The sequence below is a fragment of the candidate division Zixibacteria bacterium HGW-Zixibacteria-1 genome (assembly GCA_002838945.1).
Classification (GTDB): domain Bacteria; phylum Zixibacteria; class MSB-5A5; order GN15; family PGXB01; genus PGXB01.
Map to the genome: position 1 here is coordinate 16,664 of PGXB01000011.1, position 24,073 is coordinate 40,736.

Here is a 24,073-nt window from a genome sequence, read left to right on the forward strand (position 1 = left end):
ATCACTCCTAATTAATTGCTTTTATCTTCGACCGGTTTTTCAAGATAGGCGACGACTCGCTTGTCAGGATCAAGGTATTTTTCGGCCGCTTTTTTCAAATCATCGGCGGTCAGGGCATTGACTCGATCGATCTCTTTGAATAATTCCCGCCAGTCGCCCTTGGTGAAATAATAGTCGGCCAATTGGGCGGCCATCCCGGAATTGGAAGCAAGAGCATTAATCAGGCCGGATTTGGCCTTGGCCTTGATCTTTTCCAATTCGGAATCCGGTATCGGTTCCGTGCGCACTTTTTCGATTTCGGAGAGAATCATGCTTTCATTTTCGGCATTAGTAAAATCATTGGAAGGAATGCAAAAGACGCCAAACAAGGTTTCAAATTTTTCCCCGGGAAATCCGGTAAAAGCAGAGGCTTCAACGGCGCTTTTTTTATCTTTTACAAGATTCTTGTACAACGCGGATGTTCGTCCCGAACCGAGGTAACTTGCCAGGGCGCTGAGGGCGGTATAATCGGGATCAACGGCGGGAGGAATCCGGTAACCCATAATAAACATGGGCTGTGAATTTTCATAAATCGTCGACGTCCGAACACCAAACGGAGCCTCTTCTGTAATCATGACGGGCCGCGGCTTAGGGTGATCCTCGAGACGGCCGAAATATTTTTTGGCGAGCCGGATGACTTCATCGGGGTTGACGTCCCCGACGATGGCGATCGCCATGTTGCGCGGAACATAATGGCTGGAGAGCTGCCGGCGCATTACCGGACGATTATAATTCTGAATTTCTTCCATCTCACCAACCATACATTTGCCGTAGGGGTGAGAATTAAAGGCCAGGCCCAGAAATTCATTCAGGAAAAGTTTCCCGGTGGGGGAGGAAGTTACCCGGAAGCGACGTTCTTCGGCAATAACCTGCTTTTCCTTATAGAGTTGTCGGAGAACCGGGTTGGCAAAGCGGTCGGATTCCATGGCCATCCATAATTCCAGCCGATTGGAAGGATAATTTATATAATAGACGGTATTATCATAACTGGTTCCGGCGTTCATGCCGATGCCGCCTTCGCTTTCGACGATTTGACCGAATTCATTGGTAATGACATATTGATCCGAAGAATCGGCTGCGGCCGCAAGCTGTTTATCGAGGGAAGCCAGCAAAGCGGAATCGGCCAATTCGCCTTTGGCCCGTTCGGCAAGAATAAGTTCAAAAATACGGTCTTCCTCGTCAATCCATTTTAATTCTTTCTTAATATCGGTGGTCCCGATTTCGCGAGTACCTTTGAAGGCCATATGTTCGAACATATGGGCCATCCCCATGCTTCCCATCGGGTCATCGACACATCCGGCATCGACATGGGTGACACATGACACCACCGGGGCATCATGCCGGGGAAGGATAATGATGGTCAGGCCGTTGTCCAGTTTGTACTCAACAATCTGCTTTTCGATTTCCGAAAATTCAAAAGAAAGGACCGGCCCGGCAGCCATCAGAACCATAATAATCAGAGCATACGGTAATGATCTGAAAGGCTTCATATTAAAACTCCTCCTTAAGTGGTAATATATTTAAAATATCAACATTCAAACCTATTGCCTGCAATACAAGTTATTTATCAAATATATGATTATTCAATTTCATGTTTTATGGAATATTGAAAGAAATATTCAGAATGTCAAGTCCGGGAATTATTTAGTATTGCAGGGAGGACCTTTTACTGGATTTTAAAGTAGAAAAAAGAGTGAAGATTAACTTCACTCTTAAATGACAATTGCATATTCAATAATTTCTACCACCATTTAATCATTCGGGGCAAATAATTGTGAATCAGATTGACATTATGCGGCATGATCCGGGCGGCAATACCGAAACGGCCGGACTCTTTGCAGGTAACTTCGGCTTCATATTTATGCTGCCCGTTTTCAAGATTATCACCATTAACCCGAGTCGCCGGGACCGGCTCATAATTATCCATCTGTTCCAGTGAATTCAAATTACCCGCGATAACTTCAACGGTGACATCGTCGGGGGAGATGGCACCCAGGTTGACTTTAAGATGCACCGGTATTTTGTCGCCGACTTTGGGCGATTCTTCCATTGAGGGCGTTTCGATATCATCGAGTGTAATTTTATCCCATTGATAGTGTAGATTCGAGCGCCATTTAGCCATACCCCGTGCGATTTCATAATTATTGGCGGTGAAAGCCTCGTGGGCCTTGATAGCCGGGGCGTAAAACATGTTGGAGTAATCCTTAACCATCCGGTGAGAACTAAAACGGGTGCAGGCCATGATCATCGAATTCTTGACGATTTTTACCCAGTCGTTAGGAAAATTGGCGGCATCCCTCTTATAAAAGAGGGGGATGACATCTCTCTCGAGAACATCATAAAGGAACTGGCTCTCGAGATTGTCCTGATATTCGGCATTGGCATACTCCTCGCCGTTACCGATTTTAAAACCGGTTTCGGGGCTGTAACCCTCGCACCACCAGCCGTCGAGAACAGAAACATTGACGGCACCGTTGATGGCGGCCTTCATGCCGCTGGTTCCCGAGGCTTCCTGCGGGCGGCGGGGGTTGTTGAGCCAGACATCAACGCCCTGCACGAGATAGCGCGCGACATTGATATCGTAGTCTTCAAGGAAGACAATATGGCGACGGAATTCATCGCGAGCGGAGACCTGAAGGATATTCTTAATAATCTCTTTCCCGGGATTATCGAGCGGATGGGCCTTGCCGGCCAGCAGAATTTGCACCGGCATATCTTTATTCCCGATTATTTTCAGAATACGATCGACATCTTTGAATAACAGGAAAGCCCTCTTATAAGATGAAAAGCGGCGCGCAAAACCAATGGTCAAAATACGCGGGTCGAGGACTTCATCGGCTTTCCTGACTTCATGGACCGGGGCACCGCGGCGCTCAAGCTGCTTTTGAAGACGTTTGCGGGCGAAAAATACCAGGCGCTCGCGACGTCTTTGATGAACCCGCCACAATTCGGCATCGGGAATTTTATTAATACTTTTCCAGTCTTCGAACAGCAAAGACTGTTTGGTAAATTTGGGGCCGAAATAAGTATCGAATAAATCGACCATGTCATGGCTCAGCCATGAGCGCAAATGCGCCCCGTTGGTTATGGAGGTTATAGGGACCTCTTCGGCGGGGAGATTGGGCCATATATTGTGCCACATTTTGCGGGAGACTTTGCCATGAAGCTGCGAGACCCCGTTGCAGAAAGCGGCCGACTTCAAAGCGGCGGCGGTCATATTATATGGTTCGCTATCACTGTTGAAAACGCGGCCGACCGCCAGAAATTTCTGCCAGGTCATACCGATGCCTTCGACATAAGGTTTCAGGTAAGTTTCCATCAGCTTGGGATCAAACTGCTCGTTGCCGGCCGGCACCGGAGTATGCGTTGTAAAGACTGTGGTCGACCAGATCACCTGAGCGGCTTCGGAGATACTAAGCTTCTCCTTTTCCACCAGCGATTTCATTCTTTCCAGCAGCAGGAACATCGAATGACCCTCGTTCATATGGTACACCGCGGGTTTGATTCCAAGGGTTTCCAGCGCCCGGATACCACCGATACCAAGAAGGATTTCCTGTTTCAGGCGGGTGTCCTTGTCGCCGCTGTACAGCACGGAAGTGATTTCCCTGAACTTGGAGGGATTATCCGGAATATTGGTATCCATAAGATACAGGGGAGTAATACCAACCATAACGCGCCATATTTGAACCTTTACGGGAGTCCCGCCGAAATCGATATTGAATTTAATCGGATTGCCTTCGCTGTCTTTTTCCAAGACAACCGGCATATGGTACCAGTCGTTTTCTTCATACCTTTCCTGCTGCCATCCATCGGAGGAAAGAAACTGACGAAAGTAGCCGTAACGATATAATAATCCGACCGCGACAAGAGGAATGCCCAGATCACTGGAAGCTTTCAAATGGTCACCGGAGAGAATCCCGAGGCCGCCCGAATAGATGGGCAAACCGGTATCGATACCATATTCGCAGGAAAAGTAGGCAATTTTGGCATTAGTATGTTCGGGATATTGCTTTTGAAACCACCGGCCGGCCTTCAAATAATCCTGGTAATCGGCATAAACCCGATCCAGATTGGCCAGAAAGGCCTCATCCTGGGCGACTTCTTCCAGTTTTTGCTGCGGCAGATAGGCCAGCATTTCAATCGGATTCTGATATGATTTTTCCCAGAGATCGGAGTCAATTCTGATAAACAGCTTGACAATATCCCAATTCCAGGAAAACCATAAATTCATTGCCAGCTCTCTGAGCCGATGTATTTTTTCGGGAAGATTGGGCAGAACCAAAAATTGTCTAATTTTCATGGCGAAGGTCTTTCACTCAAATAATCCTTATTTATTTGCAAAAATCCTTTTTACAATGTAAGCTTCGACATAATACGTATTCAAATTTAGACAATACAGAATTAATATACAAGATAAAATACCGATATTTAGGCTCAAGGGAGGCAATTACCGGCAATATCGGCCCAATAGAAACAGGAGTATAAAATGGAAAGCAAAATTCTTGAAAGATACGGCATCCGGAATAGCGGCGTTGTCTATCGCAATCTTCCGACACCGGCCCTTTATGCCGAATCAGTCAGAAACAGAGAGGGCTTCATTGCCCATCTTGGCCCTTATGTTGTAAGAACCGGTCATCATACGGGGAGGTCTCCCAAAGACAGATTTATCGTCAGGGAATCGACATCGGAAGGAAAGGTTTGGTGGGGCAAGGAAAATCGGCCCTTTGACGGAAAAAAATTCGACATTCTATATTACCGAATACTGGCTTATCTCCAGGGCAAACAGCTCTATGTTCAGGATTGTTATTCGGGCGCCGATCCCGATTATCGTATGGCAGTTAGAGTAATAAATGAAACAGCGTGGCATAACCTCTTTGTCCGCAACATGTTTATAAGAATGGCAAGTCGCGATGAATTGGATGGTTTCGAACCGGAGTTTACCGTTATTCATATCCCGAATTTCCACGCTAATCCTGAATTGGACGGCACCAATTCCGAATCTTTCGTTATTCTCAATTTCGAAAAGAGACTTGTTATCATCGGCGGGACGGCCTACGCCGGAGAAATAAAAAAGGCCATTTTCACGGTGCAAAATTATTATCTGCCGCAAAAGAATGTGCTTTCGATGCATTGTTCGGCCAATATGGGGGAAAAAGGGGATACCGCGATATTTTTCGGACTTTCGGGAACAGGCAAGACAACCCTTTCCACCGACCCCGATCGAAAGTTAATCGGCGATGATGAGCATGGATGGAGCGAAAAAGGGATTTTCAATCTTGAGGGGGGCTGTTATGCCAAGGTTATTCGGCTCTCTCAGGAAGGAGAACCGGATATTTACGAGTGCACCCGTAAATTCGGGACCGTGCTGGAGAATGTGGCCATCGATATCGATACCAGGCGCATCGATTTGAATGATTCCAGTCTCGCCGAAAATACTCGCGCCGCCTATCCCATAACTCACATTAAAAACAGCGCTCCGGACGGTCTGGGGGGAAACCCGAGTCACATAATCCTCCTGACGGCGGATGCGTTTGGTGTCCTGCCGCCGGTGACCAGATTGACCCCGGAAGTGACACAAAAGTATTTTCTGATAGGTTATACCGCCAAAGTGGCCGGCACCGAAATAGGCATAACCGAGCCCAAAGCGACCTTCAGTTCCTGTTTCGGGTCCCCGTTTATGGCACTGGAACCGACCGTTTATGCTCATCTGTTGCGGGACAAGATTAAGAAACACAAGGTTTCCTGCTGGTTGGTGAATACCGGCTGGGTCAATGGACCCTATGGAATCGGAAAAAGAATCAGCATTGCCCATACGCGGGCAATTATTAAGGCTATTCTGGAGGGGACCTTGGAAAAATCCGAATATTGGAAAGACGACATATTCGGCTTGGAAATTCCCAAAACATGTCCCGGAGTGCCGGCCGAGTTGCTGAACCCGGCTCTGGGCTGGGCCGATAAAGATAAATACAAAACCGAGGCACGAAAGCTTGCCGAAATGTTTGAGAATGTTTATCTTGAGTTCAAAAAGGATGAGGCCACCGAAAAAATTACGGAGATGAATTAAACAGGGCAAAAGTATGGCAGAAAAAATGAAAATCGGCGTTTTGACCGGAGGCGGAGACTGCCCCGGTTTGAATGCCGTCATTCGGGCGGTCGTGAAGACCGCTATCAGCGATTATGACATGGAAGTGGTCGGCTTTCTGGACGGCTATGAGGGATTGATCGAGAATCGCTATAAGACACTGAAATCATCGGATGTTTCGGGCATTCTGGCTCTTGGCGGGACCATTCTCGGCACCTCAAATCGCGCCGACCCGTTTCACTATCCGGTGCTTCAGGGGGATGAATATATCTATCTCGACCGCTCCTCACAGGCGGTTCAGAATTTCGAAAGGCTCGGACTTGACGCCCTGATTGCGATCGGCGGAGACGGCACCATGGCGGCTTCCAACGGTATGGCCCAGAAGGGACTCAAGATAATCGGTGTTCCCAAAACGATCGACAATGATCTCTGGGGAACTGATCAGACTTTTGGTTTTGACTCGGCGCTGGCCTCGGCCACCGATGCCATCGATAAGATCCATACCACTGCCCAGGCCCATCACCGGGTGATGATAGTCGAAGTTATGGGCCGTTATGCGGGATGGCTGGCGCTGGCTTCAGGAGTCGCAGGCGGCGGCGATATTATTTTGATTCCCGAAATCCCATACCATATCGATGTGATAGTCGATAAAATCAGATCCAGAAACCGCCGGGGCCGCAATTTCAGCATTATTGTCATCGGTGAGGGCGCCAAATCGGAAGGCGGCGATATGGTGGTCAAAAAAGTGGTTAAAAACAGCCCGGACCAGTTACGCCTTGGCGGAATTTCCAATCAACTGGCGGCCCAGATCGAGGGAATTGCCAATATCGAAACCAGGGTGACGATTTTGGGGCATCTTCTCCGCGGCGGCACGCCGACCGCATTCGATCGGCTGCTGGCCAGCCAGTTTGGCTGTGAGTCGGTTCGCCTGGCCTATGCCGGGAAATTCGGTCAAATGGTGGCGTTGCGGGGCGGCGGAATCGATTCGGTTCCGATTATCGATGTTGCCGGCCGAATTCGTAAAGTCAGCTATGATACACCATTGCTGAAAGCGGCCCTGTCGCTGGATACGTCGCTTGGCGTTGAAAGCATCGATGTTCTTAAAACCGAACAGACCGTGGCAAAATAACTATTTCTGTAAATGACATTTAAGAGGCCCTTCGGGGCCTTTTCTTTATTCCTGTAAAGAATTTGACTTTTCGAGTGCAAAACCGTATTTTTTCCCGAGTTGAACATAAGCGTGTAAGAGGAAGTTAAATGACCGGTACAATGCTGGCGGCTATGAAAGTACGACCGGCTGCCGGGGCGGAATTGAATAAGGCCAAAATTCCGCGCCCCAAATCAAATGAAGCCCTCATAAAAATCAAAGCGGCATCCATTTGCGGTACCGATAAACATATTTATAACTGGGATAAATGGGCTGAAAGAAGAATTAAGCCGCCTATGATTTTTGGTCACGAATGTTGCGGTGAAGTGGTTGAAATCGGCTCGGCTGTCGAGGCCATCAGGATCGGAGATTTTATTTCAGCGGAAACGCATATTCCATGCGGCCACTGCTTCATGTGCAAGACAGGAAACATGCATCTCTGTCAGAATCTGTCCATACTTGGAGTGGATGTTAACGGTATTTTCGCCGAATATGCGGTCATCCCGGAAATTTGCTGCTGGAAAAACCATCCTGACATGTCACCCGCCTTCGCATCGGTTCAGGAGCCATTGGGAAATGCCGTTTATACCGTGATGGAAAGTAACGTGTCGGCAAAAAAGATTGCCATTATCGGTGACGGCCCAATCGCGGCATTTGCCTGCGGTGTTGCCAGGGCGGTCGGCGCCGCATTAATATATAATCTGGGGATGATCGATTTTAACCTTGATATTTGCCGTCGCATGGGGGCGGATGTATCGATTAATGTCACGACTGATAATGATTATCGGCGAAGGATTATAGAAGAAACCTCCGGTGGGGTCGATGTGGTTCTGGACATGGCCGGCAACAAGAATGCGGTCAACGACGGATTTGCGATTCTTCGCAGAACCGGAACCTTCACCGCCTTCGGAATTGCTTCGGCGCCATTTGAATTCGATATGGCCGAGAATGTGGTTTTTAAAGGTGCAAAAATTATAGGTATTAACGGCCGCAAGATGTTTGAGACATGGTATCAATTAAAGAATCTTCTTGATTTCGGCAGGATAGATATCAGTCCGGTGATCAGTCACCAATTCCCTTTTACCGATTTTATGGAAGCAATTGACATCGCCGCATCGGGAAAGGTACCATCGTCGAAGATTGTTCTTTTGATGGAACCGCCGGGAAGATGAGACATCTGAAAAAGGTAAACACATTCACATTTCAAATAGCACATGCTAATATAAAAGAGGAAGATTTGTAATGACGAATCTTGGAGTTTACGAAGAGAAGGTCAAAGATTTCAGCTGGGAAATCTCAGAACAGGAGCTGGGTTATAAAAAAGGGGATATAATCAATATCGGTGAATATTGCACCGACCGGATCTGCCGTATGGGAAAGAAAGACAAACTGGCCCTTATCTGGGAAGGTTACAGCGGCACTGTCAGGAAATACACTTTTGACGATATGAGGCTGCTGACTAATTCCATTGCGCATTTTCTCATGAATCTGGGGCTTCAAAACGGCGATCGTATTTGCATTTTTATGGACAGGGTCCCGGAATTGTATTTCGGGTTCCTGGGCATTCTCAAGATGGGCGGGATCGCACAGCCTTTGTTTTCGGCTTTTGGATCGGAATCGCTCCTGACACGCCTTGAAAATGCCAAGACCAGGGCGATCATGACGCAGAAGAAGCATTTGCCCAAGGTCCGCAATATTGTAAGTACTCTGCCCGATCTTGAATTCATTATCGTTATCGATGATGACGGCAGCAAGCCGCTTCGGGAAAGGGAAATCGCTTTCTCGATGGACAAAGCGGAGAGAATAGAGAGTATTGATATTTTTCCAACCAAAGCCGAGACACCTTCGGTCCTGCACTATACATCAGGTACAACCGGCCAACCGAAAGGTGCACAGCACGTCCACTATTCGCTTATTTCTCAGTACATAACGACAAAGTACGTTCTCGATCTTAAGGATGAAGATATATACTGGTGCACCGCGGATCCGGGCTGGGTGACCGGCACTTCTTACGGAATTATCGGGCCATGGGCCTGCGGCATCACCCAATGTGTCCTTGATTCAGGTTTTAAGGCCGAGACCTGGTACAAATTTATTGAAAAACATAAAATCACGGTGTGGTACTCCGCACCGACCGCGATTCGTTCATTGATGAAAGAGGGGACCGAAGCCGTCAGGAAATATGATTTATCATCGCTCAGACATCTTTGTTCGGTCGGCGAACCACTCAATGCCGAGGCGGTTATCTGGTCCGAGGAGGCCTTCGGCCTGCCGTTCCATGATACTTACTGGCAGACCGAAACAGGCAGTATGGTGATTTCCAACTATCCCAATATGAAGATAAAGCCCGGCTCGATGGGCAAGCCGTTTCCGGGAATTACGGCAACGGTAGTGGATCTGAATACGCATGAGCCGATTCCGCGCACCGGCATAGTCGGATTGATAGCTCTGAGGCCGGGTTGGCCCTCGATGTTCAGGACCTATTGGAACAATGAATCCACCTACAAATCGAAATTCAAAAACGGCTGGTATATATGCGGCGATCGGGCCAGTATCGATGACGACGGCTATTTCTGGTTCGTGGGACGCGATGATGATGTCATCAACACCGGCGGCCACCTGGTCGGCCCGTTCGAGATCGAATCGGCCCTTCTGGAACACGAGGCGGTGGCCGAGTCGGCGGTCGTGGGCAAGCCGGACCCGGTCAACATGGAAGTGGTCAAAGCATTTATCGCCCTCAAGCCCGGTTTTGAAGCATCGAAGGATCTGAACCTGGCCATCATGAATTTTGTCCGTAAGAAACTATCGCCGCTGGCCATGCCCCAGGAGATCGAATTTGTTGCGTCGCTTCCGAAAACACGCAGCGGCAAAATTATGCGGCGATTACTGAGAGCAAAGGAGTGGGGCGAAGAAATCGGCGACACTTCAACTCTTGAAAATGATGAATAACCATAAATTTAAATAAATTAAGGAGATTTTTATGTCGGATACAAAAGAAAGAATTTTGGAATATGTCAAGAATGAGTACCTCGAAGAGGACGACGATCGTGAGGTCACGTACGACACGCCGCTGATTTCGGGCGGCATCGTCGATTCATTTTCCATGGTATCATTAAAGTTGTTTCTCGAAAACAAGTACAATATCAAGATTCCGGATGATGTAGCCACCCCGGAGGCTTTCGACTCGGTCAACAACATCGTCGAAGTCCTGAAGAAATTCAACGTCCAGTAGGTGCAATATGTCATTTAGCGATACTGTCAGAGAAATGTTTATAAACGACCTTGAGGCGATTCGTCAGGGCGGTATATTCAAGGAAGAGCGGATTATCTGTTCGCCGCAAAGCTCTGATATCGAGGTTGTTTTTCCCGCCGGCACCAGCAAGAAAAAGGTGATTAATATGTGTGCCAATAACTATCTGGGGTTGTCGTCGCACCCGGAGGTTGTCGAGGCGGCACGAAAGGGGCTGGAGCATCGCGGTTATGGGATGTCATCGGTACGGTTCATTTGCGGAACGCAGGATATTCATAAGGAACTCGAAGAAAAACTGACCGCCTTTCTGGGTACCGAGGACACGATTCTTTTCCCATCCTGTATGGATGCCAACGCCGGTGTCTTCGAGGCGGTTTTAACCGATGCCGACGTCATGATTGCCGACCGGCTGGTGCATGCCTCGATCGTCGATGGTATGCGCCTGTGCAAGGCGCAAACCGATAATTTCAAGCATTCCGATATGGCGCATTTGGAGCAGAAACTCCAGTTCCACCAGAAGGCCCGGTTGAGACTGATTATTACCGACGGCTCGTTCTCGATGGACGGCGATCTGGCCAAGCTCGATAAGATCGTGGAACTGGCCGAGAAGTACAACGCAATGGTGTTTGTCGATGATTCGCACGCCAGCGGCTTTATCGGCAAAACGGGGCGGGGCACCCATGAGCATTGCGGCGTGATCGGGAAAATAGATATCATCACCACGACCCTGGGCAAGGCGCTCGGCGGCGCTTCGGGCGGCTGTGTTTCCGGAAGAAAAGAGATCGTCGAAATGTGCCGTCAGAAGGCGCGTCCGTACCTGTTTTCGAACACAATTCCGCCGGTGGTGGTCTCGGGCGCGTTGAAAGTGCTTGAGCTGATCAACAAGACGACCGAACGGCGCGACAAGCTTGAGAAAAATACCGAATTCTGGAGAAAAGGACTGACCGAAGCCGGGTTTATTATCAAGGAAGGCGAGACGCCGATTGTCCCGGTCATGCTTTTTAATGCCAAGCTTTCCCAGGACATCGCGAGAATGCTGTATGATGACGGTATTTACGCGGTCGGATTCTTTTTCCCGGTGGTTCCGAAAGGGCAGGCCCGAATCCGGACCCAGCTTTCGGCGGCGCATGAAATTCATCACCTCGAAAAGGCGCTTGCCGCTTTTATCAAAGCGGGCAAGAAATTCGAAATTCTTCACAAGACCAAACAGGAAATTATTGACCGCTACGGGATGTAATTCTGCGGCAGGGGCGATTAATATTCGCCCCTGCCATCCATATCAAAACAGCTCTTCATAATTGACCCCAGTATCCGTATATTCACTGATTATTATAAATAAGTAGGAATTGAAATAAGGGGGGAGACCCGATGTATCAGCGAGTAAAATATGATCTTAAGCAGGAATTGATAAAAATAAAAGATTCCGGACTGTATAAGGACGAACGGATAATTTTGTCCGATCAGAAAGCCAATATTGAAGTCAGCTACCCGTCCGGATCGCAATCGCGCGAAGTGTTGAATTTCTGCGCCAATAATTATCTCGGCCTGGCTAATCACCCCTGTCTGATCAAAGCATCGCATGAGGCGCTCGACAAATACGGATACGGGCTGGCTTCGGTTCGCTTTATATGCGGAACACAGGATTTGCACAAAGTTCTGGAACAGAAAATTTCGGCATTTTATCAGACGGAAGACACGATTCTTTATTCTTCATGTTTCGATGCCAACGGCGGGCTGTTCGAAAGTATTCTGGGGGCCGAGGATGCCATAATTACGGATGCCTTGAATCATGCCAGCATTATCGACGGCATCCGTTTATGCAAGGCAAAGAGATTTCTCTATGAACATTCCGATATGCGTTCCCTGGAAAGCGCCCTGAAGAAGGCCCGTGAGGGAATGGATATCTGGGACGGGCCCGGTTTGGCCAAAGAGCCGGTACCGGCCAGAAATATTATTATTGTGACTGATGGCGTTTTCTCGATGGACGGCGACATTGCCAACCTGCCGAAGATAATCGAACTGGCCGGTATATATGACGCGATGGTTATGGTTGATGATTCCCACGCTACCGGGGTTCTGGGCAAAAGGGGGCGGGGCGCAATCGAGTATTGCGATGTTTTCGGCAAGGTCGATATAATCACCTCGACTCTCGGCAAAGCGATGGGGGGCGCCTCGGGCGGTTTCACAACCGGCCGGAAAGAGATTATCGAAATATTAAGGCAAAAATCGCGGCCATACCTGTTTTCGAACACTATTCCCCCGGTGATTGCCGCGGCCGGTATTGCCGCATTTGATTTACTGGACCAGAGTGATGATTTAAGACAGAAACTCATGGACAACACCAAATATTTCCGGGCCGAGATGAGCCGCTTGGGGTTTGACATAATCGAAGGGGTTCACCCGATTGTCCCGATTCTGTTCCGGAAATTCGAAAATGACGCGCAGCTTTCCCAGATAATGGCCAGGGACCTGTATGAAGAGGGGATTTACGTGGTGGGGTTCTTCTTCCCGGTGGTGCCGAAGGGGAAATCGCGCATCAGGGTTCAGATTTCGGCGGCTCATTCGAAGGAGCATATCGACAAAGCGATTGAGGCCTTTACCAGGGTGGGCCGGAAACATAAAGTGATTGGGTAAAAAAATAATTGCATCAACATTTAATTATTAGTTATAATGATATGTGTCTTGGCTTAAATATTAGAATATATAATGAGAACCAAAAATGAGTGAATCGATTCCAATAAATGCTGATATCCTGAAATGGGCAAGAACTTCAATTGGACTTTCAATAGAAGAAGTCGCACAAAAAATGCGCAGAAAAAAGGAAGAAATTAAAGATTGGGAATTGGGTCAGTCTGCACCAACTTATGCCCAACTTGAAAAACTGGCATATCACATCTACAAAAGACCACTGGCAGTTTTTTTCTTTCCCGATGTGCCAATAGAAGAAACGCCGAAAACTGAGTTTAGGACTTTGCCGAATACTTTGATAGAGCAATTGCCTGTTGAGATGATAAAGTTATATCGCAAAGCAAAAATATTTCAATTTAACCTGGAAGAGCTTTTTGAAAATGCCAAGCCGGCAGAGGTTATTTTGGTTGATAAATATAGACTAGATGAACATACTAATATCCCTCTACTTGCGGAAAAAGTACGTAAAGATCTTGGTTATTCAATTAACGACCAGTTTACATGGCAATCGTTGGACGAAGCCTTCAAGAAGTGGCGAAAGGCATTTGAAAGTCTGGGTGTTTTCGTTTTTAAGGATGCTTTTCACAATGATGACTTTTCTGGATTTTGTATTTATGATAATAAATACCCAATAATATTTATAAACAATAGTATGCCTGATTCGAGGCAAATATTTACTCTATTTCATGAGCTAGGGCATCTCTTTTATCATCTTGGCGGTATTGATTTTAGAGATAATAGAGTTTTGGAGGCAATCGAAAGAAAATATTTCAAATTTGAAATGGGATGCAATAAATTTGCCAGTGAAATCATTGTCCCACAAAAAGTATTTGATGTGCAAAATCTACAAGTCTCTGAACGGCAATTCCAGTTACTGGCAAATAAATTTTCAGTTAGCCGCGAAGTCATTTTGCGGAAATATTTAGATAATGGTCTAATTGATAATGAATATTACAGAAAAATGACTGAGAAGTGGGCAAATCAATATAAGAATCGAAAGAAGGGCGGACATTATTATTATACACAAATCGCATATTTAGGCAACACATATATTAATCTCGTATTTGGCAAATATTATCAGAATAAAATTTCTGCTGAAAACTTATCTAGTTATCTAAATATAAAAGAAACAAATATATCTACTTTTGAACATTATGCATTTGGATGATAACGATTAATGAAATACGTCTTTGATAATAATACACTGGCTTCGATTTTTAGACATTATTATTTTCAGAATTTTCCCTCCTTTTGGGAAAAATTTAATCCACTTGTAATTTCCAAAGAAGCAGTATCGGTCAAAGAGGTTCGGCGTGAGCTGGAGGAGATGAATCGATGGCAATATATAAAGGACTGGGCAAATAAACACCCATACTTCTTCTCAAATCCGACCAATGAAGAATTTTCATTTATCACCACAATTTACACTGTAAAACATTTCCAGCAAAATATAGAAAACAAGAAATTATTGGGTGGTTTACCAGTGGCTGATCCATTTATTGTCGCAAGAGCCAAGGTGAATAATGCGATAGTTGTTACGGAAGAAAAGTTAAAGAAAAACGCCTCCAAAATCCCAAATATTTGCATTCATTTTGGTATCAAATGCATTGATCTTCAAGGATTTTTAACCGAGGAAGATTGGAAATTTTAGATTAATCACAATTTAACAAAAAATCCTTGTAACTTAATCTTAATAACATCTATTTTGGGGTTTAGCGGGACAGCTTTATTTATATTTTTTTGAGTAAATATATTTTAATAAATGGTGAGAAGTTTTTATGAGTGCGATGAAACGATCTCTGTTGCGCCTGGCGGAGGAAAAAAACTACCTGGCTTATTACAAGCCGGATGATTGCATTGTCAATCTGGCCGGCAATTATGATTATCTGGAATTGCCGTACTATATTTCGCAGGACCTGGAAAATGAAGGCAAGAATATATATCCGACCAACAAGGAAATGCTGGATGCTTATGTTACGCCGCTTTTTCTGGAAAAGGCAAAACTGGCCAGTTTGCCGGTTCCGGAATATTACATCTCCAACGGTTATTTCGAGCCGCCGGTGATTCTTGATCCGATCAACCCGTTTATGGTTCGCAGTCGGACGGTTCTCAAACAGGGGCGCCATCCGACCATTGCGCGCTCAATAACCCGCAACTTCACTTATGCCATCTGCTGCCAGGAACTACCGCCCGACAGCCAGGTGAAATATTTCCGGGCGGTGCTGGGATGGTCGGTGTCGGCCATGTTTCGACCGGCGGCGGAAATGATATGGAAAATATTTCATATGCCCCTGGCCAAGGTCAGGGTAATTGTTCAGGCAAACGGCAATATTCTGTTAAGCGATATTTCGCAGCTGCCTTTCGATAAATTGAGCGCCCGCGAATATGAATATCTTCTGGAGAGGGTGACATGGCTAGAATAGGCGTTTATGTCGAGCGATATACTATCTCCAGTTCGGGGGAAATGGAAGCATTGATGCGCCTGAGCCAGGTGGCGCGAAAGATGGGGCATCGCACCGATTTTATTTTCCGTCCCGATATGTACAAGATTCCGCAATATGATGCCATTTTTATCAGGGCCCTGACCGACCCGTTGAATTCATCTTATGTGGCGGCCAGAACGGCCGAGCTTTATGATATCCGTGTTATTGACGATCCCGCTTCGATATATATCTGCTGCGATAAAGTCAATATGTACCGGCATCTGATTAAGGCCGGAGTGCCCATTCCCGATACGGTTTTTCTCACCGAAAAAGAACTTACTCGCGAAAAGGGGATTGAGCTTCTGGACAGACTCGGCAGCCCGATAGTTCTTAAGGCACCCAACAGCAGTTTTTCCATGTATGTCGAGAAGGTGGAAAAGCCATCGGAATACCTGAAGGTTGGGCATCGTTTTTTCCGCCGGTCGGACAGGATAGTCGCCCAGCGGTTTACCCGCTCCGAGTTCGACTGGCGGGTCGGGGTTCTGGGAGGCAAACCGCTCTATGTTTGTCAATACGGTATTCCCAAGAGGCGCTGGAAAATATTGACCTATACCACTGACGGCCGGCGAATTGAAGGCACGGTACGAGCGTTCGATCTGGATAAGATCGATCCGAAACTCCTGGAGACGGCGCTTAAAGCCGCCAATGCGATCGGAAACGGGATTTACGGAATCGATTTGAAGAAGGTCGGCGATGATTATGTGGTTATCGAGGTTAATGATAACCCGACGATTTTCGGCGGGGACGAAGACTCCAAAGCTCCCGATATCTATGAAAGTATAATCCGATACCTGGTCGGTTAAGGAAACATATGCCGGCAGAACCAAAAATCAGAAATGCAACAGCCAGGGACCTTGACAGACTGGTTGAACTCGAAGAAAAAACCTTCCAGAGCGACCGTTTTACGAGGCGGCAGTTCAGATATTTACTGACCAGGGCCAAAGCAAGAATACTTGTACTTGAGCTGGATGAGAAACTGGTCGGAGCGGCGATCATGCTCTGGCGCAAACGTATCGGTCTGGGAAGGTTGTATGATATCTTTATCGATCCGGCGATGCACGGCCGGGGACTGGGTAAAATTCTGCTGAAGGTTTGCGAGGATGAATCCGTCAAGAATCGGTGCCGGACGATTCATCTGGAGGTCCGACTCGATAACACCAATGCCATAGCCTTCTATAAGAAAATGGGGTATCATGAGATCGGGACCGAGGATGATTACTATACCGATGGCTCGCCGGCCCTGAAAATGGAAATAATCGTGAACCGGTTTAATCCCGAAAAAATGCATTTGAAGATTCCTTATTATGCCCAGACCGAAGAGTTTTCATGCGGGCCGGCCAGCCTGATGATGATCTTCAAGCATTTCAAACCGGATCTCAGTCTGACGCGGACACTCGAGATGGTTCTATGGAAAGAGGCCACTTTGATTTATATGACATCGGGCTTTGGCGGGACGGGACCGTTTGGACTGGCTTTGGCGGCCCAGCGCCGGGGATTCCCGACCAAGGTTATTCTGTCAAAGGATCAGCCGCCGTTCTTTTCCTCGGTCCGGGATGAAGATAAGCGTAAGGTCATTCGACTGGTTCATAAGGACATGAAGAGAAAGGCCCTTGATCGGGGTGTAGTGGCTGAGTATAAGAATTTCTCCTTTGAAGATATCGCCGGAGAGATGAAAGCGGGCAAAATTGCGATTGTCCTGATAAGTACATATCATCTGCACGGCGACCGGGCCCCGCATTGGGTGGTCGTGACCGGCTATGATAATGACAATGTATATTTTCATGATTCCTATGAAAAGTTTTACGAGGATGAAACGGACCTCGCCCGCGATGTCAAAATTCCCCTTGAGGAATTCCGGCAGATGCGGCGTTATGGGAAAGATTTGTACAAGAGCGTAATATTTATCGGGCCGCCGGATAAGAGTACCAAGCCGAAACTCGATATGGACGGAACAATACTATAATTACTGTAAATTTGAAGAAAAAGGTGTCCGGGCGCAATTGCCGGACACCTTTTTTTATCTAACCCAAGGGTTCCGGGCCCTCATGTAAATAATAATCGAGGTAATTGCGGCCCCTGTCGGTAAGTTCATAATAGGTGTGATTGCGGTGCTTGATCCATTTGTTTTTGACGATGCCCTTGCGGTACTGCATGATGAGCGGTTTGACGCGCTCCAGAAGTTTCATCTCGCGCAATTTGGCGTGGCTGTCAAAGACTTTCTGTTTGTCGATATGCAGCATCGCCGCGACTTTCAGCGAATAATCAACGCCAAAAGTCCGATGATGTTGCATGATCAGCCAATCGGTTTCATCGAGGTTATGATAATCATCATCGGGCCGAGACATTTCAGGCGCCAAAATGTCTTTCCATTCCAGCATGACCAGCCGTGCGGAATCGGTTTTATCGAGATTACTACAGTCGTCTTTATGCACTTTAATAATATTATTATGACTGTAGTATCCGACAATATTATCATTTTCCTGCGGCGCACAGCAATTGGCCAGAATATAATCTACTTTGAGTTTCATAGGACTATTTTAATATTGCTCTTCATATCATTTCTTCGGATGTCCGATTGGCATGATTAACAGGGCCGCTTCATCTTTTCCGTCGATTCCGAGCATTTGATTCAAGGCATCATCATTAAAGGCCCCGACCGCTGTCGTGCCGAGGCCAAGCGAAGTCACCTGCAGATAGACATTTTGACAGACGGCGCCAGCTTCGATGTAAGTATAGCGATAGCCGCGATCGGAGTATTTTTTGGTGGAGCGATCAAATCGGGCCGTCATTATGATACTGGCCCGTCCCTGATATACAACACCCTGCTCGAAGGCGGCTTTGTTTAACAGCTCCCTGAAGTTGCCTTCTTTGATAAGCTCCAGGCTGCTGTCGGAAACCTGGAAATGGTAAAGACCAGGTTTGAGGTTTTCCACTTCAAAGGCGGCGAGATAAATATCGACGGGGTAGAGAGCGCCGCCGGAGGGGGCCGAACGCATTTCGAAGCCGCCCTGGGAATGAGTAAGACCGTCGGCTGACAGCAGGATGCGGGCGATTTGTTCGAGGGTCAGCGGTCTGTCGGAGAAAGAGCGCACCGATTGCCGCTCGGAAATTGCTTTCTCGACCGACATATTGTTTTCCTCAGATACCGGCAACATAATTTGCGGCGCGTTTTCATATTTTTTGTAAAGCGGTATTTCGCGCCCAAAACCGACCTCTTTTCCTTTGAATCCGTTGTCACCGAAACTTGTTTGATAATGAAACTGTTCGCCGGTCGACATTTTTTCATCCTCCCCCGCCAGAATCATCAACGGCATAATCAGGATTAATGTAACGAATAATTTTTCGTATAAACGCATGTTATTATCCTCCCATCGTCTAATTCATATATATCGGCCTTGATTTTATGCCGGAAATATTCTAAATTCATCAAAACCCAGGAGGAAATATAAATGAATGACGCTTTGATAACAAGTCCTCTCGGAATTTTAATGGTTCTGGCAGGGGTAACTTCGTTTTTTTTCTTTCTGGAAAAGAAAACCGGCTGGAAACTGTTTAACTATTTTCCGCCGCTTATATTCATATATATGATCCCGCTGGTAATGTCAAACACCGGATTGATAACCAATCAATCTCCGGTTTACTCGTGGATGAGCGGGACAATTCTGCCGATGTTTCTGATAATTATGCTTCTTGATGTCGATGTTGTCCCGGCGATTCGAATTATGGGCCGCGGGATTTTTGTCATGTTCCTCGGTACGGCCGGGGTGATAATCGGCGCACCGATTGCCTATTTCATCGTCAAGGGCGGATTGGGGCCGGATGCATGGAAAGGATTCGGGGCGCTGGCCGGAAGCTGGATCGGGGGGACCGGCAACATGGCGGCGGTAAGTGAGGCCATCGGGACATCACCGACAGATTTTGGGCTGGCGGCCATTTCCGATAATCTGGTTTATATCATCTGGCTGCCAATCATGCTCGGTTCTAAAAATATTGCGGGCTGGTTTCATCGGTTCACAAAAGTCGATCAGATACGCATTGATATCCTCAAGAAAGCCTCCGGTGAGCTGATAAGTGACAAGGGCAGACTGGAGATGAGGCATATTTTGTATTTGCTCTTTCTCGGCCTCGTCTGTGCCTGGGCAGCCGGGCAGCTTTCGGTTCGATTGCCCGAATACCCGCCGGTACTTGCTGCCAGTGCCTGGAAAATATTGATTATTACAACGCTGGGGATAGCTCTGTCATTCACGCCGGCCAGGAAAATTCCGGGGTCGCATGCGCTGGCCATGGCGCTGGTATATCTTTTTGTGGCCAATATGGGCGCAAGGGCCAATGTCGGTGATTTGGCGGGACAGGCCCCTTGGTTTTTGCTGGGAGCTTACATCTGGATATTTATCCACGGCGCTTTCTGTGTTCTCGGCGCAAAAATATTCAAGGTTGATATTCATTCAACGGCAATAGCATCGGCGGCAAATATCGGAGGCGCGGCCAGCGCCCCTATCGTGGCGGCATATCACAGCGAAAGCCTGGTTCCGATAAGTATTCTGATGGCCCTCATTGGTTATGCCATCGGCAACTATGGCGCCCTGTTGACCGCCTGGCTCTGCTCGCTTGTGGCCTGAAATAATTCACTTGCGGTTTGAGGCAAGATGTCATCATCCGAATCAAAAGATAGCGGCCATTTCTCCAAAATCCTTGCGGCATTGGTGATTTTCGCGGCGATTGTGGTTCGCTTCTTATGGCTTGGGTCCGATCCGCCGTTGTTTTTCGCAAATACCGGGCAGGCCCTCCTGACCGACTCTTATAATGTCATATACCACGCCCGGAATAAAATCATTTTTGGAGAATGGGATATATTTGATTTCGGGCGGTGGAGTGTTTTCAAGTATTCGCTGTCGTCTTTTTTCTGCTACCTGGTTTTTTTGCTGGGCGGGGTGTCGCGAATAACGACCAATATATCCGCGGTACTTTTAAATCTGGGCGGCTTATTGTTTTATCTTGCCGCCTTCCGCAGTAAATCACGAGCGGCCTTAACGGTCGTTTCGCTTCTGCTGCTCACTAATATGACTCTGATAGTGTACGGGCGATATCCCTTTCTGGAAAACGGCCTGATATTCTTAAGCGGTTTGCTTTATTTCCTATTTCTCAGGTACTACAAACATGATTGGATGCTGGTGCCGGCCGGGCTTCTGACCGCTTTTTGCGTTCTTTCGGGAAAATTATTCGGTATTGTGCTCCTTATCCCACTGGCACTGGTGATTATCGCGGGGACACCGAGTTTCAAATGGAGAAGATTATCAATTCTATCAGGCAGTTTTATCATCTCGGCAGCGGGAATCCTTATCGCATTTTACGGAAGCGATGTCGGTTCAGCTTATAATTATGTTGTCGAGCAGACGGTCGGCATGTACGGAGTTCCCGATGCCGTTTTTTCGCCTCTTAAATTATTGCGGAAAATCGTATCTTTCGGCGGCGATTCGCGGCTTTTTTATTTTGCACCTTTCTTTATGATTCTTATGGTATTGGGCTTTATCAATCTAATTTTACGGAAGGATATAGTCGAGGTTCTAAAGAATAATAGGGCGCTTTTATTCAATCTCGGCTGGTTTCTGGCCGGCTATTTACTGCTCATGGTCGTCAATTACAGGCCGCTCAGGTATCAATTGTTTCTTTTACTGCCTGCAGCCGGGATAATATCACACCTGACATCAGAAACAATGTCAAATTTAATAACGGACAGGCTGAGGCCTGTCAGAAGTATATTATTGTTTTTCATTCTTTGGTATTTCGCCACGCAAGTCGGGTATATAGTTTCTTACCTGTACGATTATGGTTCGGCTTCGACAAAGATCGCCTGGTATACCGCCGCTCCGGCGGCTGTATTATGGCTATTGATTGTCAGGTTTCGTGTCTTTGTTTTTGGATTAATTAATAATAGAAAATATTTGCTGACTGTTCTGATCGCCGCTTCGATTGTGTTTCAGGCGGGCTGGATTATAAAATGGTCCGGCACCCGGACATATCTTCTTAGAGAAGCCGGTGAGGATCTGAATCAGATAGCCGCCCCAAATGCCGTTATCTGCGGGCCGTTCGCACAGGCCCTGACAATTGATAATAAGTTAAGGTCGTTCATATATATGTTCGGGCTCAGCCGAAAAGAACCGGACCTTTTCAACAGGTTTCCGATTACTCACCTTGCATCCGATATCAGCAATATCAAACTGGCGTCAAGGGATTATCCTGGGGCTATGGCCGGATCATATAAGCTGGCCGATTACTGGCTCAGAGATATAAAAATTGATGTCATCCAATTGCCCGAGAAATTGATCAAGGGTGATTACCGGCCGACCGATTTCGAAAAGGCCGCCCGTTTTCACAGCGCCGCAAAATATCCCGACAGTGTCTTCTATTATTTACGGGAATTCCTGACAGAACATCCCAGAAACAAGGCCGGTTTAAGATTGCTCTCCAATTATTATCAATCGGCAGGCGCTGTAGAGCAGGGATTCAGAGTGTTCGAGCAATTGATTTCATATTACCCGGATGATTTCTCGCTTTATTTCGAAAATGCCCGGGCCTATTATTTGTTCTATCTCAATTCGCGCAATCAGGAATATTTGAAGCAGTCCGAGAAATATTTCAGACTCGCGCGCGAGAAAAACAAGTATATTGAGGCCGACATCGAGGCGGCCAGGGAAAGTCTTCGATCAATGGTCAAGTAACTCCGTTGATTGTCATCAATCGACTATTCCGATTCGACAATCGGCGACCACTCGCCGATATGCTCTCCATATATTTTGCATGGTCCCAGAGACTGCCATTTTTCATTCGAGTTGTAGCTCCAATCAAGGTACTCCGAGCCGCCCCCGCCGATAGTCGTGATCAGGAAGCGGTTGGACAGATACCCTATGGCCGAAGCCTGCGATGCCGGGCGATCGTTATCGCCGCCGGACGGATCAATCGGAATCCAGCCATAATTGGGCAGGTAAACCTCGACCCAGCGGTGGAAAACATCATCGGTCGAGGCATCATCACCGCGAATAACCACCGACCCGGCATATCGGGCGGGAAGACCGACCGCACGACAGAGAGCGATATAAACGAAACTGTATTCGGAACAGGAACCGGTGCCGCGTTTGAGAACGGTCGGAGCCACATTCCAGCCACCGACCCGTTCATACTCCAATTTATCGATTATAAAATTAAACAGCTTCCGGGCAATCCAGTAGCAATTGGTCTCATCACCGACTACCTTTTTTGCCGTCTCACTTATATAAGAATCCTTAACCCAGTACTTGGTATCATCGGCGAGGTATTTATCTTTAATACTCTTCGGGATTTCAGACAGCAACCCGGTTTTTTCGGGAAAAATCATAAATCGGGTTTTGAACAATTCGGCTTTGGCAGTCATCGCGACTGTGACAAATTCTCCGGCCGGGATATTATCGAAATGATAGTGCGCCACCTTCTGATCCCATTTATCCGAGAGAATGTCCATCGGCGGAGGATTGAAAACCAGAGTGTCGAGCATTTTCTGGAAGGGAAGATCATGGGGGAGAGCCAGATAAATGTCAAGTGAAGTGATTTCACCTGGGCCGTAGTTGCGAATCTGATGGGTGTAATCCAGTTGCTGTTTTTTGCCGTCGGTACGAACATAGGTGACGGTATCATCCAGCTTGATTTTGTACAGGCTGTCTGTCTGATAATCGATATTCCAGAGAAAATCGCCGTCAAAGGCCAGTCCTCTGGGGTATTTCGAAGGTGAATCAAACGCCACGATGACATTGCCGTTTTCCGGATAAACCATATAAATCATATCATCAAACCGGTCTGAGACCCACAGATATTTTCCGTCAAATGTCAGGCCCTGGGGATTGCCGGATGGGGATGGAATATCGGTAATTGTCGTGCCATCCTCGGTCGAAATCTGAAAGATTCTGTCCAGACTGAAATCTGCCACCCAAAGATATTTTCCGTCCCAGGCCAGTCCCTGGGGGCTTTCGCAGGGAATGTCTATCGTCTTTTCACAAATACCGGTTTCGGGGTTCCAGCAGTATGCCACGTTGTCTTCGGCATCAAGAACCCAGAGACATTCCGCGGCAACGGTCAGCCCGGCCACATAATAGCAGGGCGCCTGATATTCTTCAATGACACGACCGTCGGCCGGATCGATTTTATACATCAAGTCACTTTTGCGGTCAGCCAGCCAAAGGTATTTGCCGTCATAGGTCAGGCCGGTCGGGCATGTCCCGGGTGTTGCAAATTGGGCAACAATATCACCGGCGGCGGCCATAAGGACAACCGGCGCAAGCAGGCATAGAAATAAAAATAGAAACATGACGTGGTAAAAGCGCCTCACACTTACCTCCTGTGAAAAAATAATTTGA

Annotated in this window: 19 protein-coding genes; 14 read left to right on the plus strand and 5 right to left on the minus strand. The window is 47.2% G+C overall.

All coding sequences use genetic code 11. The features are described from left to right. Positions 1 to 11: 11 nt before the first annotated feature. Positions 12 to 1,529, minus strand: a complete 1,518-nt coding sequence (locus CVT49_06255) for a peptidase M16 (protein PKK83850.1) — start codon at positions 1,527 to 1,529, stop codon at positions 12 to 14. A 251-nt stretch (positions 1,530 to 1,780) separates the two neighbouring features. Beyond that, complete coding sequence (locus tag CVT49_06260; GenBank protein ID PKK83851.1) at positions 1,781 to 4,339, minus strand: alpha-glucan phosphorylase; 2,559 nt, start codon at positions 4,337 to 4,339, stop codon at positions 1,781 to 1,783. 186 nt (positions 4,340 to 4,525) lie between these two features. On the opposite strand from CVT49_06260, the gene pckA reads away from it, so the two are divergent. The 12 genes from pckA to CVT49_06320 all read left to right on the plus strand — a co-directional run bounded on the left by pckA (position 4,526) and on the right by CVT49_06320 (position 17,652). Continuing rightward, positions 4,526 to 6,103 (plus strand): phosphoenolpyruvate carboxykinase (ATP), encoded by a 1,578-nt coding sequence (pckA, locus tag CVT49_06265; GenBank protein PKK83852.1) that lies wholly within the window; start codon positions 4,526 to 4,528, stop codon positions 6,101 to 6,103. Between the two features lie 13 nt (positions 6,104 to 6,116). Beyond that, on the plus strand, positions 6,117 to 7,250 hold the full coding sequence (locus CVT49_06270) for a 6-phosphofructokinase (protein PKK83853.1): 1,134 nt from the start codon (positions 6,117 to 6,119) through the stop codon (positions 7,248 to 7,250). Between the two features lie 128 nt (positions 7,251 to 7,378). Further along, positions 7,379 to 8,440 carry an L-threonine 3-dehydrogenase gene (locus CVT49_06275; GenBank protein PKK83854.1) on the plus strand — a complete coding sequence of 354 codons (1,062 nt, stop codon included), beginning with the start codon at positions 7,379 to 7,381 and terminating at the stop codon, positions 8,438 to 8,440. A 70-nt stretch (positions 8,441 to 8,510) separates the two neighbouring features. Then, positions 8,511 to 10,217, plus strand: coding sequence for an acetate--CoA ligase (locus tag CVT49_06280; protein ID PKK83855.1), 1,707 nt, complete (start codon positions 8,511 to 8,513; stop codon positions 10,215 to 10,217). A 31-nt stretch (positions 10,218 to 10,248) separates the two neighbouring features. Then, on the plus strand, positions 10,249 to 10,500 hold the full coding sequence (locus CVT49_06285; GenBank protein ID PKK83856.1) for a hypothetical protein: 252 nt from the start codon (positions 10,249 to 10,251) through the stop codon (positions 10,498 to 10,500). Positions 10,501 to 10,507: 7 nt separating this feature from the next. Further along, positions 10,508 to 11,755, plus strand: coding sequence for a glycine C-acetyltransferase (kbl, locus tag CVT49_06290; protein ID PKK83857.1), 1,248 nt, complete (start codon positions 10,508 to 10,510; stop codon positions 11,753 to 11,755). Positions 11,756 to 11,886: 131 nt separating this feature from the next. Beyond that, positions 11,887 to 13,152: a glycine C-acetyltransferase gene (kbl, locus tag CVT49_06295; GenBank protein ID PKK83858.1), complete on the plus strand. Its 1,266-nt coding sequence runs from the start codon at positions 11,887 to 11,889 to the stop codon at positions 13,150 to 13,152. Between the two features lie 85 nt (positions 13,153 to 13,237). Continuing rightward, the gene (locus tag CVT49_06300) at positions 13,238 to 14,374 is read left to right on the plus strand and encodes a hypothetical protein (GenBank protein PKK83859.1); all 1,137 of its coding nucleotides are present in this window, start codon (positions 13,238 to 13,240) and stop codon (positions 14,372 to 14,374) included. A gap of 9 nt (positions 14,375 to 14,383) precedes the next feature. After that, complete coding sequence (locus CVT49_06305; protein PKK83860.1) at positions 14,384 to 14,857, plus strand: DUF4411 domain-containing protein; 474 nt, start codon at positions 14,384 to 14,386, stop codon at positions 14,855 to 14,857. Positions 14,858 to 14,984: 127 nt separating this feature from the next. Then, positions 14,985 to 15,629 (plus strand): hypothetical protein, encoded by a 645-nt coding sequence (locus tag CVT49_06310; protein PKK83861.1) that lies wholly within the window; start codon positions 14,985 to 14,987, stop codon positions 15,627 to 15,629. Further along, positions 15,617 to 16,492 carry a RimK family alpha-L-glutamate ligase gene (locus CVT49_06315; protein ID PKK83862.1) on the plus strand — a complete coding sequence of 292 codons (876 nt, stop codon included), beginning with the start codon at positions 15,617 to 15,619 and terminating at the stop codon, positions 16,490 to 16,492. Before CVT49_06310 ends, CVT49_06315 begins: the two co-directional genes overlap by 13 nt. Positions 16,493 to 16,500: 8 nt before the next feature. Continuing rightward, complete coding sequence (locus CVT49_06320; GenBank protein ID PKK83863.1) at positions 16,501 to 17,652, plus strand: ribosomal-protein-alanine acetyltransferase; 1,152 nt, start codon at positions 16,501 to 16,503, stop codon at positions 17,650 to 17,652. 58 nt (positions 17,653 to 17,710) lie between these two features. On the opposite strand, the gene CVT49_06325 is transcribed toward CVT49_06320, so the two are convergent. Continuing rightward, positions 17,711 to 18,217 (minus strand): hypothetical protein, encoded by a 507-nt coding sequence (locus CVT49_06325; protein ID PKK83864.1) that lies wholly within the window; start codon positions 18,215 to 18,217, stop codon positions 17,711 to 17,713. A 27-nt stretch (positions 18,218 to 18,244) separates the two neighbouring features. Next, positions 18,245 to 19,045: a nitroreductase gene (locus tag CVT49_06330; protein PKK83865.1), complete on the minus strand. Its 801-nt coding sequence runs from the start codon at positions 19,043 to 19,045 to the stop codon at positions 18,245 to 18,247. A 93-nt stretch (positions 19,046 to 19,138) separates the two neighbouring features. Here CVT49_06330 and CVT49_06335 point away from each other — a divergent pair, with 93 nt between their 5' ends. Then, the gene (locus CVT49_06335) at positions 19,139 to 20,308 is read left to right on the plus strand and encodes a hypothetical protein (GenBank protein ID PKK83866.1); all 1,170 of its coding nucleotides are present in this window, start codon (positions 19,139 to 19,141) and stop codon (positions 20,306 to 20,308) included. A 27-nt stretch (positions 20,309 to 20,335) separates the two neighbouring features. After that, positions 20,336 to 22,408, plus strand: coding sequence for a hypothetical protein (locus tag CVT49_06340; GenBank protein ID PKK83867.1), 2,073 nt, complete (start codon positions 20,336 to 20,338; stop codon positions 22,406 to 22,408). A gap of 23 nt (positions 22,409 to 22,431) precedes the next feature. Here CVT49_06340 and CVT49_06345 read toward each other — a convergent pair whose 3' ends face one another. After that, positions 22,432 to 24,024: a transglutaminase gene (locus CVT49_06345; GenBank protein PKK83868.1), complete on the minus strand. Its 1,593-nt coding sequence runs from the start codon at positions 24,022 to 24,024 to the stop codon at positions 22,432 to 22,434. Between the last annotated feature and the right edge of the window lie 49 nt (positions 24,025 to 24,073).

Excerpts from the sequence above, each read along its gene's own strand:
- CVT49_06255 (PKK83850.1), bottom strand. The coding sequence starts at position 1,529 with ATGAAGCCTTTCAGATCATTACCGTATGCTCTGATTATTATGGTTCTG.
- CVT49_06260 (PKK83851.1), bottom strand. The coding sequence starts at position 4,339 with ATGAAAATTAGACAATTTTTGGTTCTGCCCAATCTTCCCGAAAAAATA.
- pckA (PKK83852.1), top strand. The coding sequence starts at position 4,526 with ATGGAAAGCAAAATTCTTGAAAGATACGGCATCCGGAATAGCGGCGTT.
- CVT49_06270 (PKK83853.1), top strand. The coding sequence starts at position 6,117 with ATGGCAGAAAAAATGAAAATCGGCGTTTTGACCGGAGGCGGAGACTGC.
- CVT49_06275 (PKK83854.1), top strand. The coding sequence starts at position 7,379 with ATGACCGGTACAATGCTGGCGGCTATGAAAGTACGACCGGCTGCCGGG.
- CVT49_06280 (PKK83855.1), top strand. The coding sequence starts at position 8,511 with ATGACGAATCTTGGAGTTTACGAAGAGAAGGTCAAAGATTTCAGCTGG.
- CVT49_06285 (PKK83856.1), top strand. The coding sequence starts at position 10,249 with ATGTCGGATACAAAAGAAAGAATTTTGGAATATGTCAAGAATGAGTAC.
- kbl (PKK83857.1), top strand. The coding sequence starts at position 10,508 with ATGTCATTTAGCGATACTGTCAGAGAAATGTTTATAAACGACCTTGAG.
- kbl (PKK83858.1), top strand. The coding sequence starts at position 11,887 with ATGTATCAGCGAGTAAAATATGATCTTAAGCAGGAATTGATAAAAATA.
- CVT49_06300 (PKK83859.1), top strand. The coding sequence starts at position 13,238 with ATGAGTGAATCGATTCCAATAAATGCTGATATCCTGAAATGGGCAAGA.
- CVT49_06305 (PKK83860.1), top strand. The coding sequence starts at position 14,384 with ATGAAATACGTCTTTGATAATAATACACTGGCTTCGATTTTTAGACAT.
- CVT49_06310 (PKK83861.1), top strand. The coding sequence starts at position 14,985 with ATGAGTGCGATGAAACGATCTCTGTTGCGCCTGGCGGAGGAAAAAAAC.
- CVT49_06315 (PKK83862.1), top strand. The coding sequence starts at position 15,617 with ATGGCTAGAATAGGCGTTTATGTCGAGCGATATACTATCTCCAGTTCG.
- CVT49_06320 (PKK83863.1), top strand. The coding sequence starts at position 16,501 with ATGCCGGCAGAACCAAAAATCAGAAATGCAACAGCCAGGGACCTTGAC.
- CVT49_06325 (PKK83864.1), bottom strand. The coding sequence starts at position 18,217 with ATGAAACTCAAAGTAGATTATATTCTGGCCAATTGCTGTGCGCCGCAG.
- CVT49_06330 (PKK83865.1), bottom strand. The coding sequence starts at position 19,045 with ATGCGTTTATACGAAAAATTATTCGTTACATTAATCCTGATTATGCCG.
- CVT49_06335 (PKK83866.1), top strand. The coding sequence starts at position 19,139 with ATGAATGACGCTTTGATAACAAGTCCTCTCGGAATTTTAATGGTTCTG.
- CVT49_06340 (PKK83867.1), top strand. The coding sequence starts at position 20,336 with ATGTCATCATCCGAATCAAAAGATAGCGGCCATTTCTCCAAAATCCTT.
- CVT49_06345 (PKK83868.1), bottom strand. The coding sequence starts at position 24,024 with ATGTTTCTATTTTTATTTCTATGCCTGCTTGCGCCGGTTGTCCTTATG.